Source organism: Methylophilus sp. E2MeOHC9 (genome assembly GCF_058744375.1).
Window position 1 is genome coordinate 516,143 of record NZ_CP196024.1, and the last position, 15,800, is coordinate 531,942.

Below are 15,800 nucleotides of genomic sequence, written 5' to 3' on the forward strand. Positions count from 1 at the left end.
TATTGCTAGTGAATTGTAATCAATGAACAAGTCAGCGATGCTCGCCCTCAAAAAGAATGCACCTATGGATAGAATGACACAATCAATTGCGAACCTGGCTTACAGTTGGGGTGCCAAGTGGGGAGACGATCAGCGCAGGCTATTTGAAAGCAGCCGTGATGAGCACTCGCGGGTCATCCTGGATATCCTGATCAATCGTAAGCTGACTTCGGTGTACCAGCCTATCGTGGCATTACAGAGTGCAGAGATATATGGCTTTGAAGGCTTGATCCGCGGTCCGTCAGCGACCAGCCTGCACTCGCCACTGGATTTGTTCGATGCGGCAAAAGAACAACTTTTTTTGCCGGAAATGGAACACCTGAGCCGCCAGATTGTGCTGGAAAATTATGCGGCTACCTGCAAAACGCGCAAGTTATTCCTCAACAGTACACCAGAAATGCTGTTGATGTCCGCACCCAACAAAGGCGAAACCCTGGCTTATCTGGCCACCTTGGGGCTGGAACCCAAGCAGATCATCATCGAAGTCACCGAACAAACGCGCAATATGGATTATGGCCTGCTGCGCGAGGCGGTGCAGTATTACCGCAATATCGGCTTTGAGATCGCGATGGATGATCTGGGCGAAGGTTTTTCCAGCTTGCGTTTATGGTCAGAACTCAAGCCGGACTATGTCAAAGTTGATAAGCACTTTATCCGCAACATTCACCAGGACCAGGTGAAGTTCGAGTTTGTCCGCTCTATCCAGCAAATAGCGCAAAACTCCGGCGCCAAAGTGATTGCGGAGGGGATTGAGGCCTATGAAGAACTTTGCATTATCAAGGACCTGAAGATTGATTTCGGCCAGGGCTATTACCTGGGCCGACCGGAGCCTGAGCTCATCCTGTCGATTGATGCAGAGATCAAAAAACAACTGGTGAGGAACACGCTGCATCTTTACCAGAATAACTATGTGGCACTCGACCACCGTTCCAACGTCAACAAGTTATTGAAATACATCCCGCCGATTCCGGCCGACATGACCAATAATGAAGTCATGCGCCTGATCGAGTCCGACAACAGCATCCATATGCTGCCGATAGTCGATGGTGAAGTCCCGATCGGGCTGATTACCCGTTATGCCATGATCGATAACCTGGCGCGGCCTTTCCGCCGCGAGCTATACGGCAATCGTCGCTGTTCAGATACCTTTATGGATGCGCATCCGCTGATCGTGGAAAAATCCATGAGCCTGAAAGCACTCAGTGACATCATCGCCGAAGAAGCGCAGCATTTTAGCAATGGCTTTATTATTACCGACAACGGCCGCTATTTGGGCATAGGTCGCGGGCAGGATTTGCTGCGCGAAGTCACGCAAATGCAGATCAACGCCGCCCGTTATGCAAACCCGATCACGCTGTTACCCGGCAACGTACCTATCAATGAGCAGCTCGAACGCTTGTTGGCCTCCGAATGCAAATTCAGCGTCTGCTATTTTGACCTGGATACCTTTAAACCCTACAACGATATCTATGGCTTCCGCCGTGGCGATGAAATCATCAGCTACACCGCCAAACTACTGCTCAATCATGTCGATCAGCATTTTGACTTTGTCGGCCATATCGGCGGTGACGATTTCATTGTGATCTTCCAGAGTGAAAACTGGCAGGATCGCTGCAAACAGATACTGGCCAGCCTGGAAAAAGATATCCCGGAATTTTATGATATAGCGCATAGAGCAGCCGGTGGCATTGTGGCAGAAGACCGCCAGGGCAAAGTGGTGCAGTACCCGTTTGTCAGTCTGTCGATTGGCGCAGTGAAAGTCAAACCCGGCAAATACAGATCACAGCATGAGTTGTCTTCCGCGGTCAGCCTGGCGAAGAAACAGGCCAAGAGAATCATGGGCAACAGCCTGTTCATCGAACGGCGGGGTTAAAGCAAAAAGGCGAAGCATGCTTCGCCTTTTTGTTTGAGTGACGCAATTAGCGTACGAATAAAGCAATCAGGATAATGATTGGAATGGGTATACCAATAAAATACAGTAGTAATGAGCGCATATAACCTCCGGATTAAACAATAAAATAATCGCTACGTGCCTTCAGCGTGTGCTTTATCCCTGACGTTTCCAGGCATAAGCACATCGATCAGTTAGCGGACAAACAAGGCAATCAAAATAATCAGTGGAATAGGCACACCTAAGAAAAACAGTAGTAATGAACGCATGTTGAATCTCCCGCAAAAATAAAAGATTAAGTAGGCTGGTGATGGCAATTACGCATCACGGCAGCGACCACCCCAAGTAGCAGCCAGGCTGGCTGAGAATGCACCGATCAGCAATGAAACAAACAACCACAAAGTGATGCCTACAGAAGCTTTGCGTGCTTTATCTGCGGCTTCTTTGGCTTTGGTTTCGGCCTCTTTAGCTTTAGTCTGCACATTGTTGTAAATCTCTTTCACCCGAGTTTCAGCTTCTTGCTGGGTGAGGTTGGTGTGCTGGGAAATCAGTTGTGCGACATAGCTCGCATCTTCCTCTGACAAAGCATCATTCGCCAGCGAAGTCGCGAAAATACGGCCTACTTCAGCAATCGGTACTTCTTCAGACTGGCTGGTGCCTACAGCTGCGTGATGATGTGTCGCATTGTGATTATGATGATCAGTTGCCGGGTCATGGTCAGGCGAATCTGTCACCGCAGGAGCCGCATTTGATCTGAACAAGGCATCCACGAAATAGGCGGATGCATCATTGGCCTGATCACCGGCTTCTTTACCAACGCCGCTGTGCGCTGCTGCCACCACACCTGCAGTCGCCGCACCACCTGCGACACTCGCAGTGGCCTGTACACCAGTGCTGACCACTGAGCCAATCACGCTGGTCAACAGCGCAGCGGTTGCCAATGTGGCGATACCCCAGGCAATAAAACCGTGCGCTGTATCACGGAAGTAAACTTCATCGGCATCAGTATCTTGCCATCTGACACGCAATCGGCCAGTCAGATAACCACCCAAACCGGAGGCTAGCGCCTGCGTCACAGTGATCCAGATAATGGCGGCAATACCAAAGGTCGCTGCAGTCACACCATCATGTGCCCACGGCGAAATGGAAGATAAGCCCAGGCCAGTGCCCAGCAGGAAAAGAATCAGGGAAAGTACCGCAGCAGCGACCGCCCCCAACAGGATGGCAGACCAGGAAATGGCGCTGCCATTGATCGTACTCACATTGGTGAGATGACTTGTGCGACCCGCTGACGGGTCAGTGGATAAGATAGCTTGTGCCATGATGTAGCTCCATAAATTTATAATTAAGTTTTTCTTTCAACCTGATACATCTCACTTTAGGCACCTGAATCACACTGGAACAACTGCCCAGCGTTAAATCAGGCCTATCAGCGACAAAATCAGCAATAGAACAAGTGCTGAACCAATAATCCCAATCGGGTAATAACCCCACTTGGTGTTGTACGGCCATGCTGGCATTGCAAAAAATAAAGCCACGATAAGTAGCCCGATCAACACATCCCCAACCATGATCCCTCCAGAAATCAAATAAATGAAAGAAGATTGCACCTTTTGGTTGCGGGCATGACACCTGGTAAAAACCACAACCATTTCACCGCCAGGCATTGTGTTTTATACCCGGTGGAATGAAGCTCAATCATGCGGATTTAAAAGCGTCCGCTCCATCGCATTTATACTGAATTTTTTGTAGGAATCGTCGGACGCGGGGCGACAGTCTTAGGCTTAGGCAGAAAACAGCCTATCTGCGCTTGCTTAAATTTGGGTGGATCTACGCTTTGGAAATAAGCTTCTGCTATTGGCTGTTACGCCGTTACAGCGACGCAAGTAATCCACACATTGCGTGTTTGCCGATTTTTTTGGGACGTGCTGGCAAGGCATATGTGTTAAACCTTCGCCCCACGATTGCATTAGTGAAACCAATCGTGAAAAATGCCGTGAACTTCACACCCCTGCCATAAAAGCATGCGCTAAATCATTGATTTGCATTGCCTGTGCAAAAAAAGCGGGCATTTTCCCGACATTTAATTTACATATGCAAAGATGGTGTGTTTGTTAAAAAAATGAGCGTATATTGAAATTCATGCTGTTAAAAAGCATTGTTGAAAACTTCCTCTTTGTAGCCATGTGAGGCCCTCCCATCAGAGTAGTTGTCTAAAGTATTCGTTTTAAATCTCCCTCTCGTGCGCCCTAGTAGTTTGTTTACTTCTGCAGCATGCGATTGATTTCGCTGACTAACGTAACACGCAGTGCGCGTGGGCTTACAAGTGGTTGCTGTTTTATTCATCCATTCTTCTCCCCCGCTTAAACCTAGTAAAGGTCAAGTTATGGATGAAAATATATTGTTCAATCATGCTGATATAAAAATCAGCCACCAGCAGTTAAATGTGCATGGCAAAACATACCCCATCTCAGATATTCATTTTGTCGAATCACGCCTGGTAGAACCAAAGCGCATCGCGGCGTTGATCCTGTTTTTTACCGGCGTCGCATTGTTGCTCGATGAAGGCAGTTTATTTGCCCTGGGCGGCTTTTGTGTCTTACTAGGGGTGGTATTCTGGGTTTCTGGCGGCACTAAATATTCAGTACTGATTCATACCGCAGCCGGAGAACATCGTGTCGTGACGAGTAATGACCGGTTGTTCACCGAAAAGGTGATCCATGCACTGGATGCGGCCATGCAGCGTCATGCCCTGCCAAAAGTAGTGAACGTGCAAGCTGCGCCTGAAACTGCCTTTAGAGAAAACAATAACGACGTCAGCTTTGGTGCTTCTTAAAGGCCGTCGCCAGGGCCTGTGCTGCTAAGGCAGACCTTATAGCCGTAGCCTGCCACTTCAAGCTGGCTGAGAAATCCCGGTTAACGCTTCCGTAGCGGCATGGTCATCATTCAAGGCCAGGTCTGCCAGTGAAACAATCCCAACCAGGTGATGCTCATGATTGAGCACCGGTAATCTGCGCACCTGGAATCGCTTCATATACTGTGCGGCATCTTCTAGCGTCTGGTCTTCAAACATATATCTCGCTTCGGTTCCCAGCAACTGGCTGATACGCGTGTCATCCAGTGACAAGCCTCTCGCAACAGCGCGTATGGTGATGTCGCGGTCTGACAGCATGCCAATCAATTCGCCATTGTCACAAATAGGCAAGATACCCAGATCATGTTCCAGCATGGTTTTTGCAGCAGCGCGTAAAGTATCGTTTGGGGAGGCGACAATCACTTCCGGGGTCATTATCTGGCTTATCAGCATGCAATATCCTTATCAAATTTCAAGGTGCCAGCTGTTAGGGATAGAAGTTAAAGCACCGTTAAAACAGTGTAATGCCTGGGGCTTGAGGAAATTATCCGTGGCTGGCTGATAGCCACGTCAGACTTTGATTCAAACGCCCGCAGATTTATCTGACAAAGATACTTCGCTGAGTAGGCGCGACTGTTTTGAACGCCCCTGAAACGCACAGCTGGCTGTTACCTTTGCCTGGCTGTGATGGCTGCCTCGATCCAGCTTTCCAGGTGCTCGCTGATATAGGCATAGACTTCTTTACTGTCCGCACCCGGCGGGTCATAAGTCTGGATGATGGCCGATAATTGCCTGCCGTCCGGCAAGGTAAGCGTCGCGAAAGGGTCGGGGCCGGCAGTGGACGGCTGCTGATGCTGATCAAGCAACTTGTGGATGCGTATGCCTAGTATGCCCTTGCCACTACTGAGGGACTGTTCAATTTCATAATTCACCCAGCGACTATTGGCAGTTTCGGCCCCTATCAGCACAATCGTGCAGCTACGCCCGTTCAGCTGCTCGTCTATCCAGCGCATGATGGCGGCTTCATCACCACGTTTGATGCTTTCCCAGGTGTTATCCCTTGCCGCCTGGTTGCCTTCCACTACACCGATGTTCCGCACCATGGAAGCACGCCAGCAATCGCTTTCGTAATCAAAACTATAGAAAACCCTGCGCGCCATAGCTAACCCTGAGATATTCAAAACCCTAATAGCATAAACCGAATGGCGCTGAATATCTAACTGAAGATATAGCCGCTTGCCGCATACAACAATCAGAAGAAATAAAGACTGGTGAACACCGAGGCCGTTGCAACACAGCCCGTGTTATTGCATCGCCTTGGTATTCAGATAAGAAAAGTGCGTGTGAAACAGGCGTGCGAAATCGATGTCGGCCAAATCGGCTTGTGTGCCATAGCCATGGTCTAATGCCAGCGTCAAAGCTGCTCCACCAGGTGAAGGTACCGGCAAGACACTTGCATGCGGATGATAGTATTTAAAGATCGCATGCTCGGTTTCCACCCCTTCCATGCCACCAATGAATACGGCACCGGTCAGGTCCTGGCGAGAAAGCATTTCTTTGCGCATGTGCAATATACTGGCTTCGCGGTCTCCGGCGACAGCATTGGTGAAAACCACATTACCGAATTTTCGGTTCTCTTCAGGATAATCATCCTCAAAAAACCTGCTCTGGTATAACACCACCGCATCGGCATAATCTACGCCCAGGTCTTCACAGATACTCCACAGCATAGGTGTGATGGCCGGGTGCCCACCCCAGATGATTTGATGCTGCCGGATCACAGCGATGACCATTTCACGGACCGCGCACTGGATCAGGAAAGGATTGGCAGTTTCGTGATAGGTGCCGCGGTGTGCCAAAGGCACGCTGGCGGAAAGGAAAATCGCTCCCATGGTCAATGCCCCCACTTTGAAAGTTGGGCACCAGCTTCCGTAGCTTTGATCCAGCTATTAGGCCGCACATGCGTTTTTAGCCAGTCCAAGTGCTTAAGACCGTCCTGATGCAGGCCCACCGGGTCGTAAACTACCGCTGCTGACTGATCTGGTGAATGTGTGTATGCCTGTTCCAGATTGAAAGGCGTGGGCACACCCGCTGTTGGATAAACCGTCATCGGTTCGCCACTAGGCAATTGCAAATGCACGGCTTTGTGCGCACTCACACCCAGCATCTTGCCACCAATAGCCTGGATAGCGATGCGGATACTGCTCACCAGATTCACCGAGCGCACCGCATGGTTCTGGCTGCGCACTTCTTCAAGTTGCTGGCAAATACGTGCCAGCGCATCCTCAGCCAGACGGCCCGACTCAGGGGCGATATCGGTAGGCGACAGTTTCACCAGGCTGGCCGTGGCTGACCTCATGGAAGTGACAGTATCAGGCCAGCTCACTTTCAACACGCTAATGCCTTTGGCCAGCACCCGGCCAAACTCTGCATTGGTCCAGCGATTCTCAAAATAGGCGGGCGTGTCCAGCATCAACAATACATCGGAATCATACAGGCGATGCCAGGAAAGGGCTTCCGTATCTTCAGCGGGTGCCGTGCCCTGGCTGTCGAGGAAGACATCAAACTGCCGTTCCACCAGCGCATTAAATAATTGCGTCGCCACTTCAGCAGCTTCATCGCGACGATAGCTGATGAATACCCGCCGATGTCGGGGCAACAAGCCCACACTTTCCAGCAGCGTCATGGCAATCGCTTGTGCGCCTGCATCCGCATAACTGAGGCAATTAAGCGGACGCAGGATTTCAGGCAATTCAACATTCGCCTGATCCGCCGTCGAGACGACTGGCAATATGGGCACTCCTCGCTCCAGCAACTCTTCGAGGTTGGCAATATCCGCTTGATGGCCAGCAAAGAAAACAGCGGCTGAAGGTTGCAGCTGGTGCGGCTTAAAGTTGGCTGGCAAAATTTCCCAGGCGACATCCTGCCCTAACTGGAGATTGAAAGTTGCCAATGTTTGGTCTATCACTTCGCTGAGCGTACTGATTTGAATCTGTGACGGCGCACCAAGCACCGCGAGTTGATACATGAAAGTCATAGCTGGGCAATCATCTTGCTTTTCTTTCAGAGAAATCATTCAGCGACCTGAATATCGTCATGCTTGCATCAATGCTTATTATCATAATTCACACCATTTATTGATTCATTGCACTCAATTCAACAACGCCAGTTTCACTCTAAACGCGGTTAAACCCATCACACCAGGAAAATCGAATAACGCTTGCCGCTAAAAAATGATGATTGAAACCCATCATGCAGACTTTCCTTTGACTCCAATAGTCCTTAAATGCTGATACGCGTGTAAGAATCCACGGACAACTGATAAGGCATGTCTGTGTCCATCCGCTTGATTCAGTTTCACCTGATCGCGGTCACCTGAACACTCAGATAACGCCAAACACGGCCAACCCGATCAACATGGTCAATAAAGCGCCTGCTACCCAAGTCGGGCAGTAGCCCCACTTTGCGCTATGCGGCCAGGCTGGAAAAAGTGCAAATAAAGCGACGATATTCGTCCCGATCAGAATAGTACCCAACATGCTGTGCTCCTGACATCAAACTAAATATTCTCGGCAGATCGGAAAATTTTAGGTTTTGATTCAAATGGATAGCTCTGAAGTATGGGTAATAGCAAGGAAAAATTCTATCGAATAATCGCTGAGACTGGTGTAAGAATCGCTAGCTGGCATACCATAAAAATTGAAATCAGGTCTTTCTCAGCCTTGCGGCTCAAGCCCTGTAGCCATGTTTAAAAAAAGACTCGAGGGGTGAGTCTCGAGTGCCAGGTCGTTTTATACTTTTTCAACTTTTACCTCTAAACATGCGCGATTCAAGCAATTTGTGATTTCGTATGCTGCGTCGAAAGTCACGTGTTCCCTCTTGAATCATTGCAACGTTTAGAGACTCAAGCTTAAATTTCCTTAATGCATCTGTCTATTCCATGTTTGTAGAATAGACCACTTTTATGCAAAATCCAGAGAAAAGAACTCTATGATTCCAGCAAGATGCGCGATCAAAATAAATGTGCTTGAAAATCAATCACGAATAATCCATTATCGCGTGAATAAGTAATGAAAATACGGGTTCCAATAATTCCCTTAAAAGGACAAAACCAGATAGACTGCTTGTTTTAGCAGTTATTTTTCAGTCTAGAAACAAAAGATTGAGTGTTTTTTTAAAGATACCGCCATCCATATTCCGGCAACCGAACAACGGAGATAAAAATGAGTCAGGACTCAGTATTGCAACTCGCACAAGTCATCAAAGGGAATGAAGAAGCCTTGGTAGATGAATTGATCTCAGCCATGAAAGCTAAAATCATTCGCTTAGATAAAGTGGCAGAATCAGAAATACGTCAGCAGGCTGCCCAGTTATTAAAACTGCTGGAAATCAATATCCCAAAAACCACGATTCATAACCTGAACGAAACGATTTGGGCGGAAACAAAGCAGTTACTGACTGAGTTTTCACAGTCCAGGGTCAAACAGGGTTTTTCACCTGCCGAAACCGCTGGCTTTCTTTTCTCTTTTAAAGAGCCGATTTTCAAACTGCTACGCAAGGTGCTTTCGAATAACCCGCAGCAACTGGCTGAAGAGATGGCAACCACGACTGCATTGTTTGACAATCTGGGGTTGTTCACCATTGAGGTCTACCAAAAAGCACGCGAGCAAATCATCCTGCGCCAACAGCAAGAACTGCTCGAATTATCCACGCCGGTGGTGCAGTTATGGCAAAACGTGCTGGCCCTGCCCCTGATCGGCACCCTGGATAGTGCGAGAACCCAGGTGGTGATGGAAAACCTGCTGCAAAAAATCGTCGAGACAGGCGCACTGATCGCCATTATCGATATTACCGGCGTGCCGACTGTCGACACCCTGGTCGCTCAACACTTGCTGAAGACCATCGCTGCGGCCCGTCTGATGGGTGCAGATTGTATTATCAGCGGTATCCGGCCACAGATTGCCCAAACCATCGTCCATCTGGGTGTGAACCTGGAAGATGTGATTACCAAAGCCACCCTGGCAGATGCTTTTGTCATCGCGCTGAAAAAAACAGGGGCATCTGTCACTAGTCCGTTAGCGGTTTAAGGGGAATCCATGGAACGCATTCCAATCCTGAGGATGGGTACCCTGTTACTCGTCACGATCCAGGTCGACATGCATGACCGGCTGGCCATGACATTGCAAGAAGATTTGACCGATCGTATTGTGAAAGACAGGGCCAAAGGCGTATTAATCGATATTTCTGCACTGGATATCGTTGATTCATTCATTGGTCGCATGATCAGCAATACCGCGGCCATGGCCAAAATCCTGGATGCAAAAACCGTGGTGGTTGGCATGCAGCCTGCTGTTGCCATTACGCTGGTTGAGTTAGGCCTGGCCCTCGAAGGTGTGATTACCGCGCTCAATATTGAACGCGGTATTGCCATGTTAGAACAAAACGCATGAAAGGCGTTTTCAATGTAAAAAATCAACGCATGGTACTTCAATGAAAACAGCAGAATCAGGCACCATCGTGATGCCCTTATACAGCGACGAGGATGTTGTGCGTTTAAGAAAACGCGTGCGTGAAGAATTAAGCGGCCTGGGTTTTGGTATTGTCGACCAGACCAAAATGATCACTGCCGCGAGCGAGCTCGCCCGTAATACGCTGAAATATGGCAAAGGGGGCGAGTGCCATTTTAAAAAACTGAATGAGTCTGCAAAAACTGGCGTTGAATTATTATTCACAGACGATGGTCCAGGTATTGAGGATATTGACCTGGCACTGACTGACGGCTATACCAGCGGTGGTGGTTTAGGGTTAGGCTTAAGTGGTGCAAAAAAACTTTCTGATGAGTTCTACCTGGAAACACAGCCCGGCAGCGGGACTCATGTGGTCATTAGAAAATGGAAGTTCGCATGATGATACTAGGAACACAGAGCTGCCATAACATCGGTGAACTGAGCGAAGTTTCGTCTGTGCGCAGGGCAGGTGCCGACATGAGCCGTAAACTGGGATTCGATGATATCCGCTCAGGTGAACTGGCGATCATCATTACCGAAGCGGCCACCAATATCGGCAAGCACGCAAAATCAGGCCAGATTTACCTGCGGCCGATTTCTGAAGGTAACAAGCATGGGATAGAGGTCCTGGCAGTCGATTCCGGCCCTGGCATGCATAATGTGGCCATCAATTTTGAGGATGGTAATTCGTCTACAGGCACCTCTGGTACGGGCCTGGGGGCGATTAAACGACTGGCACATTTTATCGATATTTATTCTGAACACGATAAAGGGACGGTACTACTGATGATCTTGTGGGCGGACCCCGACATCATCTCGGAAAGTTTTTGGGAGATTGGCAATATGTGCCTGCCCCTCGCTTCCGAAACGGTTTGTGGCGATTCCTGGGTTGCCGTCGGTTCAAGAAATGAGTTGAGTGTATTGATCGCCGATGGCCTGGGCCACGGCCAGGGCGCTGCGGACGCCTCTTTATTAGCGGTCACAGCGTTGCAAGATAGTCCGGAATCGTTTCCCCATCGCATCATGCAAACCAGTCATCAAATGATGCGCGGCAGTCGCGGTGCCGCGGTGGCTATCGCCAAAGTGGATGTGAAAGCCAATGAGCTGCGCTATTGCGGCGTGGGTAACATTGCGGGGTGCATAGTCGCACCAGAAAGCCGCCAGCATTTGATCAGCCACAATGGTATCGTCGGCAACAATATGCACAAAACGCAGGAGTTTTTACATAAATGGGCAGATGATGCCATTGTGATCATGCACTCTGATGGCATAGGCACCAAGTGGTCGATGGAACAGTATCCTGAGCTTGAAAAACGCCATTCGTCAGTGATTGCGGCAGTGATACACAGGGATTTTACGCGCGGCAGGGATGACGCGACGATTGTGGTTTTCAAACGCATATTAAATTAGGCTCACATGTCGATCAGATTTCTCGCATTAAGTATCGAAAACGAATTTGATGTCCTGGCAGCCAGACAGCGCGCGCGTGATATCGCGGCTATCTGTGGCTTTGCTCTGCAAGATCAGGCGCGCATCTCTACCGCGGTTTCCGAGCTGGCTAGAAACGTCTATAACTATGTCGGTAAAGGCAGGATCGAATACTCGATTGAGGGGTCGACCATGCCTCAGCTATTAAAAATAGTGATCGAAGATAAAGGCCCGGGCATACCGCATATCATGGAAGTGCTGTCTGGCGGATACCAATCCCCCACCGGCATGGGTTTGGGTGTGATTGGCGCAAAAAGGTTAATGGACAGGTTTGACATCATCACCAATAGTGGCGGCACTACCATTACATTACGCAAGTTCCTGCCGGTGACGGCACCGTTGCTGACACCGGTAATGATAGGCAGCTCAATCGCCGGGCTTTCAGAACTCGCGCCAAATATCTCTTTATCTGAAGTACAGCATCAGAATCGCGAACTGTTACGCACCCTGGATGAATTAAACGCCAGGCAAAAAGAGCTGCTGTCACTGACGCAGGAACTTGAAGACACCAACCGTGGCGTGGTAGCGCTGTATGCAGAGCTGGATGAAAAAGCCAGCCATCTGCGCCGCGCTGACGAGTTAAAATCAAGATTCCTCTCCAACATGAGTCATGAGTTCAGGACGCCGCTCAACTCCATCCGCGCGCTGGCAAAACTGTTGCTGGATAAAATGGATGGCGACTTGACCACCGAGCAGGAAGTGCAGGTCCAATATATTCTTAAAGGGGCTGTTTCTTTAAGCGACCTGGTGAATGACCTGCTGGATATTGCCAAAATCGAAGCGGGTAAAACCGAAATCAAACCGACGACCTTTTATGTCAGCGAAATGATCAGCGCTTTGAGAGGCATGCTGAAACCGCTATTAGTCTCTAACAAGCTAGCCCTCAACTTCACCTTGCCTGAAGAAGATATCGAGCTGTTTCAGGATGAACCCAAGATTTCGCAGATTTTGCGCAATTTTATCTCCAACTCACTTAAATTCACCGAAGTTGGCAGCATTGATGTCAGTGTCTCCATAGACAAAGATCAATGCGTGACTTTTTCAGTGAAAGATACTGGCCTGGGCATCTCAGAAGAACATCTGGAGCTCATCTTTGAAGAGTTCTCACAGGTTGAAAACCGTTTGCAGAAAGGCGTCAAAGGCACCGGTTTAGGCTTGCCGCTATGTAAAAACCTGGCGACTTTGCTCAAGGGGAAAGTGTCAGTCGAAAGCACGCCTGGTCAGGGCTCTACCTTTTCGGTGACGGTACCTGCCCACTTTAAAGCCATCCCCCCCGCTGAAGAACCTATACCGGAAGTCACGGTTGTGGATGATCGCCTGCCGGTGATGATTATTGAAGACGAAGCCTATGAGCAGTTACTGTATGAACGCTACCTGGCAGACAGCGAATTTAAAGTCGTGCCCGCACACTCTTTGCGCGAAGCCAATGCCTTGTGGGGCCAGGTAAAGCCTGCAGCGGTGTTATTGGATATCTTGCTTAAAGGTGAAGATTCATGGCGCTGGCTATCGGATATGAAGCAGGATGACCACCGTAAAAACGTGCCGGTGATTATTGCTTCCAGCGTGGAAGATGAACGCAAAGGCCTGGCTTTGGGCGCAGATGCTTACTTTCACAAACCATTGCTGAAAACCGATTTGCTGGCCAGCTTGCGGGAGTTACTCCATCTGCCGCAGGATGATACCCTGGAGGCATTAGCCAGCGCAAAAACATCTGCTATAGATACCACTCCCATGACATCGACATCGGACACCACAAAATGAGAGATTCTCAACCAAGAATGGTTGGAATGATCAGGAATCACCCGCTCAGTGATTTCTTAATCTTAAATGTGGATGACACAGATGCCACCCGCTACGCAAAATCCAGAATACTGACGAGAGCGGGATTCAGGGTGATTGAGGCCGCCAATGGCGCAGATGCGCTGACCATGGCTAAAAGCGAGCAGCCAAACCTCATTTTGCTGGATACGCGCCTGCCGGATATCAACGGCTTTGAGGTGTGCAGGAGATTAAAGTCTGAAGCCACGACTGACTCGATTGCCATCCTGCAAACTTCCGCCTCTTTTATCACACTGGTAGACAAGATCAACGGCATCGAGTGCGGCGCGGATAATTACCTGTTTGAACCGATAGAACCTGAAGAGTTGGTGGTAAATATCAAAGCCCTGCTCAGGTTAAGCCTGGCAGAGCAGGATGTGCGCGAAATTGATAAGCGCAAGGATATTTTCCTGGCAACCCTTGCACATGAACTGCGCAACCCTTTGGGTCCGATCAGGAATTCCATCAAGTTACTCAAGACCATCAATTCAACACTCAATACCAAAGAGCTAGCACTGCTGGATATCATCTCGCGCCAAACAGACCAGATGGTGAAACTGGTGGATGATTTGCTGGACGTCTCAAGGATTTCCCAAGGCAAGATCTCCCTGGATATTGAAACCCTGAATGTACGCGACTTTGTAGAAGCGGCTGCTGAAAGCAGCAGCAATTTAATCACAGACCGTGGTCATCAACTCACGATTAGCATTGTTTCTGAGCCATTGTGGGTATCAGGCGATAAAGTGCGCCTGATCCAGATCATCAGCAACCTAATCAATAATGCCGCCAAATTCACGCCTTCTGGCGGCCAGATTGCCATTTATGTGGTCAGGGATGCGCAGTGTGTACTGATTAAAGTCTCCGATAATGGCATAGGCCTGGATGCAGATCACCTGCAAAATATTTTTGAGCTATTTGTGCAACATGCCCATACCGAAGAACGCGCACATGAAGGCCTGGGCATCGGGCTAGCACTGGTCAAAAACCTGACCGATCTACATCACGGCGAGATCCATGTCTCCAGCCCTGGCATTCATCAGGGCAGCATTTTCACCGTGGCACTCACACTGGTTGAAGCACCGCATAGCGAAGCACAAACTGCAGCAACGCAACCCTCACCCAGGAACAATGCGCGCGTCCTGGTCGTTGACGATAATGAGGATGCTGCCAGCACACTCTCAACGCTATTAGAGTTAGCCGGCAATGAGGTGAGAAGCGCCAATTCCGGCAAACAAGGCCTGGCAGTGGCGAAAGAGTTTCAACCCACCATCATCTTCCTTGATATCGGGTTACCGGATATGACAGGCTACGAAGTCGCACAAGAGATTCGCAAAATTGAACACATCAGCAAATGCTATTTAATCGCTTTGACCGGCTATGGCACCGAGGCTGACCGTAAGATGGCTTTAGATGCCGGTTTTGATCTGCATCTCACGAAACCGCTGGATTATGAAAAGATAGAGTCTATTAACCTGGGGCTGTAAAGTCGCGCTTCAAAATTCCACATCCCCGCGTAAAGTTTAAGCGCAGCAATGCTTTGTCAAAAGATTAAGCAAGATCAGAGATCACAATCCGCTGCGGCTCCTTTAGAAATTGCGCTCCCTCACTGATCAACGGGATAGCGTCCCAGTCTACAAAAGTTGCGCCATCATTCACCGTTCTGGTCTCGCCCTCTACAGGCTGCATGGTCATCTCTATCACTAAATCCCCTGCCACTTGTTTCGTTGCCAGGGTCACTTTTCCCGCTTTTTCAGTCGTGTCTATAAAGGTTAAAACGCAAGCAGCAAATACCTGCCTGACTTTACTCACCTTGACCAGAGACTGTGAATCGATCAGGTTGTGAAAAGAAACATTGCTGGTATAAATGTCCATTTTAAGTAGATCCAGGCACTCTTCGACCACTGCATTCACAGGCTGCAAGCTTTCATCATCCGGATTTAACCAGTTGAAAAGATCTACAGCGGCAGCAGTAGCGGCGTTTAATGAGGCCTTGAGTTCCTGCAGACGGCTTAACAGAAACTCAGATTCGATTTGACCAGCCTGTATTTTTTTGGCCATTAAATGAGAAAGTAACGCAATCGGTTGTATACGCCCCAGCATCCGGTGACGGAACCCTGGTGCCAGGCGTTTGATCATCTCAAAACGAAGTGCCATGGCTGAGACATGATGAGAAGTGACGTTCATGTGATTTTCAATCCATGTA

At 49.1% G+C, this 15,800-nt stretch carries 16 protein-coding genes; 8 read left to right on the plus strand and 8 right to left on the minus strand.

Annotation, left to right across the window (positions count from 1 at the left end; genetic code table 11):
* The first annotated feature begins 73 nt into the window (after positions 1 to 73).
* The gene (locus ACSSVF_RS02460) at positions 74 to 1,912 is read left to right on the plus strand and encodes a GGDEF domain-containing protein (protein WP_492405213.1); all 1,839 of its coding nucleotides are present in this window, start codon (positions 74 to 76) and stop codon (positions 1,910 to 1,912) included.
* A 335-nt stretch (positions 1,913 to 2,247) separates the two neighbouring features.
* Here ACSSVF_RS02460 and ACSSVF_RS02465 read toward each other — a convergent pair whose 3' ends face one another.
* Both ACSSVF_RS02465 and ACSSVF_RS02470 read right to left on the minus strand, forming a co-directional pair.
* Entirely contained in the window at positions 2,248 to 3,252 is a 1,005-nt protein-coding gene (locus ACSSVF_RS02465) for a hypothetical protein (protein WP_492405215.1), read from the minus strand.
* A gap of 93 nt (positions 3,253 to 3,345) precedes the next feature.
* The gene (locus ACSSVF_RS02470) at positions 3,346 to 3,597 is read right to left on the minus strand and encodes a DUF3309 family protein (RefSeq protein WP_492405217.1); all 252 of its coding nucleotides are present in this window, start codon (positions 3,595 to 3,597) and stop codon (positions 3,346 to 3,348) included.
* Positions 3,598 to 4,316: 719 nt separating this feature from the next.
* Between ACSSVF_RS02470 and ACSSVF_RS02475 the strand changes: the two genes are divergently transcribed.
* Entirely contained in the window at positions 4,317 to 4,766 is a 450-nt protein-coding gene (locus tag ACSSVF_RS02475; protein WP_492405218.1) for a DUF6232 family protein, read from the plus strand.
* A gap of 57 nt (positions 4,767 to 4,823) precedes the next feature.
* Here the strand turns inward: ACSSVF_RS02475 and ACSSVF_RS02480 are convergent, their stop codons facing one another.
* From ACSSVF_RS02480 to ACSSVF_RS02500, 5 genes are all read right to left on the minus strand, one after another.
* On the minus strand, positions 4,824 to 5,237 hold the full coding sequence (locus ACSSVF_RS02480) for a CBS domain-containing protein (protein WP_492405220.1): 414 nt from the start codon (positions 5,235 to 5,237) through the stop codon (positions 4,824 to 4,826).
* Positions 5,238 to 5,452: 215 nt separating this feature from the next.
* Positions 5,453 to 5,944 (minus strand): TIR domain-containing protein, encoded by a 492-nt coding sequence (locus ACSSVF_RS02485; protein ID WP_492405222.1) that lies wholly within the window; start codon positions 5,942 to 5,944, stop codon positions 5,453 to 5,455.
* Between the two features lie 144 nt (positions 5,945 to 6,088).
* Positions 6,089 to 6,676 carry a Thoeris type III anti-phage system protein ThcA gene (gene thcA / locus ACSSVF_RS02490; RefSeq protein ID WP_492405224.1) on the minus strand — a complete coding sequence of 196 codons (588 nt, stop codon included), beginning with the start codon at positions 6,674 to 6,676 and terminating at the stop codon, positions 6,089 to 6,091.
* Positions 6,677 to 6,678: 2 nt separating this feature from the next.
* Positions 6,679 to 7,812 carry a Thoeris type III anti-phage system protein ThcB4 gene (thcB4, locus tag ACSSVF_RS02495; protein ID WP_492405225.1) on the minus strand — a complete coding sequence of 378 codons (1,134 nt, stop codon included), beginning with the start codon at positions 7,810 to 7,812 and terminating at the stop codon, positions 6,679 to 6,681.
* Positions 7,813 to 8,167: 355 nt separating this feature from the next.
* The gene (locus ACSSVF_RS02500; RefSeq protein WP_492405227.1) at positions 8,168 to 8,323 is read right to left on the minus strand and encodes a DUF3309 family protein; all 156 of its coding nucleotides are present in this window, start codon (positions 8,321 to 8,323) and stop codon (positions 8,168 to 8,170) included.
* A gap of 684 nt (positions 8,324 to 9,007) precedes the next feature.
* On the opposite strand from ACSSVF_RS02500, the gene ACSSVF_RS02505 reads away from it, so the two are divergent.
* Genes ACSSVF_RS02505 through ACSSVF_RS02530 form a run of 6 tightly spaced genes read left to right on the plus strand, consistent with a single transcriptional unit; the run spans position 9,008 to position 15,081 of the window.
* Entirely contained in the window at positions 9,008 to 9,871 is an 864-nt protein-coding gene (locus ACSSVF_RS02505) for an STAS domain-containing protein (RefSeq protein ID WP_492405228.1), read from the plus strand.
* A gap of 9 nt (positions 9,872 to 9,880) precedes the next feature.
* Positions 9,881 to 10,234 carry an STAS domain-containing protein gene (locus ACSSVF_RS02510; protein WP_442585385.1) on the plus strand — a complete coding sequence of 118 codons (354 nt, stop codon included), beginning with the start codon at positions 9,881 to 9,883 and terminating at the stop codon, positions 10,232 to 10,234.
* 40 nt (positions 10,235 to 10,274) lie between these two features.
* On the plus strand, positions 10,275 to 10,691 hold the full coding sequence (locus ACSSVF_RS02515; RefSeq protein ID WP_492405230.1) for an anti-sigma regulatory factor: 417 nt from the start codon (positions 10,275 to 10,277) through the stop codon (positions 10,689 to 10,691).
* Positions 10,688 to 11,701 carry an ATP-binding SpoIIE family protein phosphatase gene (locus tag ACSSVF_RS02520; RefSeq protein WP_492405232.1) on the plus strand — a complete coding sequence of 338 codons (1,014 nt, stop codon included), beginning with the start codon at positions 10,688 to 10,690 and terminating at the stop codon, positions 11,699 to 11,701. Before ACSSVF_RS02515 ends, ACSSVF_RS02520 begins: the two co-directional genes overlap by 4 nt.
* Before the next feature lie 6 nt (positions 11,702 to 11,707).
* Positions 11,708 to 13,540, plus strand: coding sequence for an ATP-binding protein (locus tag ACSSVF_RS02525; RefSeq protein WP_492405234.1), 1,833 nt, complete (start codon positions 11,708 to 11,710; stop codon positions 13,538 to 13,540).
* 26 nt (positions 13,541 to 13,566) lie between these two features.
* Entirely contained in the window at positions 13,567 to 15,081 is a 1,515-nt protein-coding gene (locus ACSSVF_RS02530; RefSeq protein ID WP_492405236.1) for an ATP-binding response regulator, read from the plus strand.
* Between the two features lie 64 nt (positions 15,082 to 15,145).
* On the opposite strand, the gene ACSSVF_RS02535 is transcribed toward ACSSVF_RS02530, so the two are convergent.
* Entirely contained in the window at positions 15,146 to 15,781 is a 636-nt protein-coding gene (locus tag ACSSVF_RS02535; protein WP_492405238.1) for a hypothetical protein, read from the minus strand.
* Positions 15,782 to 15,800 lie beyond the last annotated feature (19 nt).

Bases quoted from the DNA above. Each gene is read 5' to 3' on its own strand.
- ACSSVF_RS02460 (WP_492405213.1), top strand. From the start codon at position 74: ATGACACAATCAATTGCGAACCTGGCTTACAGTTGGGGTGCCAAGTGG.
- ACSSVF_RS02465 (WP_492405215.1), bottom strand. From the start codon at position 3,252: ATGGCACAAGCTATCTTATCCACTGACCCGTCAGCGGGTCGCACAAGT.
- ACSSVF_RS02470 (WP_492405217.1), bottom strand. From the start codon at position 3,597: ATGCCTGGCGGTGAAATGGTTGTGGTTTTTACCAGGTGTCATGCCCGC.
- ACSSVF_RS02475 (WP_492405218.1), top strand. From the start codon at position 4,317: ATGGATGAAAATATATTGTTCAATCATGCTGATATAAAAATCAGCCAC.
- ACSSVF_RS02480 (WP_492405220.1), bottom strand. From the start codon at position 5,237: ATGCTGATAAGCCAGATAATGACCCCGGAAGTGATTGTCGCCTCCCCA.
- ACSSVF_RS02485 (WP_492405222.1), bottom strand. From the start codon at position 5,944: ATGGCGCGCAGGGTTTTCTATAGTTTTGATTACGAAAGCGATTGCTGG.
- thcA (WP_492405224.1), bottom strand. From the start codon at position 6,676: ATGGGAGCGATTTTCCTTTCCGCCAGCGTGCCTTTGGCACACCGCGGC.
- thcB4 (WP_492405225.1), bottom strand. From the start codon at position 7,812: ATGTATCAACTCGCGGTGCTTGGTGCGCCGTCACAGATTCAAATCAGT.
- ACSSVF_RS02500 (WP_492405227.1), bottom strand. From the start codon at position 8,323: ATGTTGGGTACTATTCTGATCGGGACGAATATCGTCGCTTTATTTGCA.
- ACSSVF_RS02505 (WP_492405228.1), top strand. From the start codon at position 9,008: ATGAGTCAGGACTCAGTATTGCAACTCGCACAAGTCATCAAAGGGAAT.
- ACSSVF_RS02510 (WP_442585385.1), top strand. From the start codon at position 9,881: ATGGAACGCATTCCAATCCTGAGGATGGGTACCCTGTTACTCGTCACG.
- ACSSVF_RS02515 (WP_492405230.1), top strand. From the start codon at position 10,275: ATGAAAACAGCAGAATCAGGCACCATCGTGATGCCCTTATACAGCGAC.
- ACSSVF_RS02520 (WP_492405232.1), top strand. From the start codon at position 10,688: ATGATGATACTAGGAACACAGAGCTGCCATAACATCGGTGAACTGAGC.
- ACSSVF_RS02525 (WP_492405234.1), top strand. From the start codon at position 11,708: ATGTCGATCAGATTTCTCGCATTAAGTATCGAAAACGAATTTGATGTC.
- ACSSVF_RS02530 (WP_492405236.1), top strand. From the start codon at position 13,567: ATGATCAGGAATCACCCGCTCAGTGATTTCTTAATCTTAAATGTGGAT.
- ACSSVF_RS02535 (WP_492405238.1), bottom strand. From the start codon at position 15,781: ATGAACGTCACTTCTCATCATGTCTCAGCCATGGCACTTCGTTTTGAG.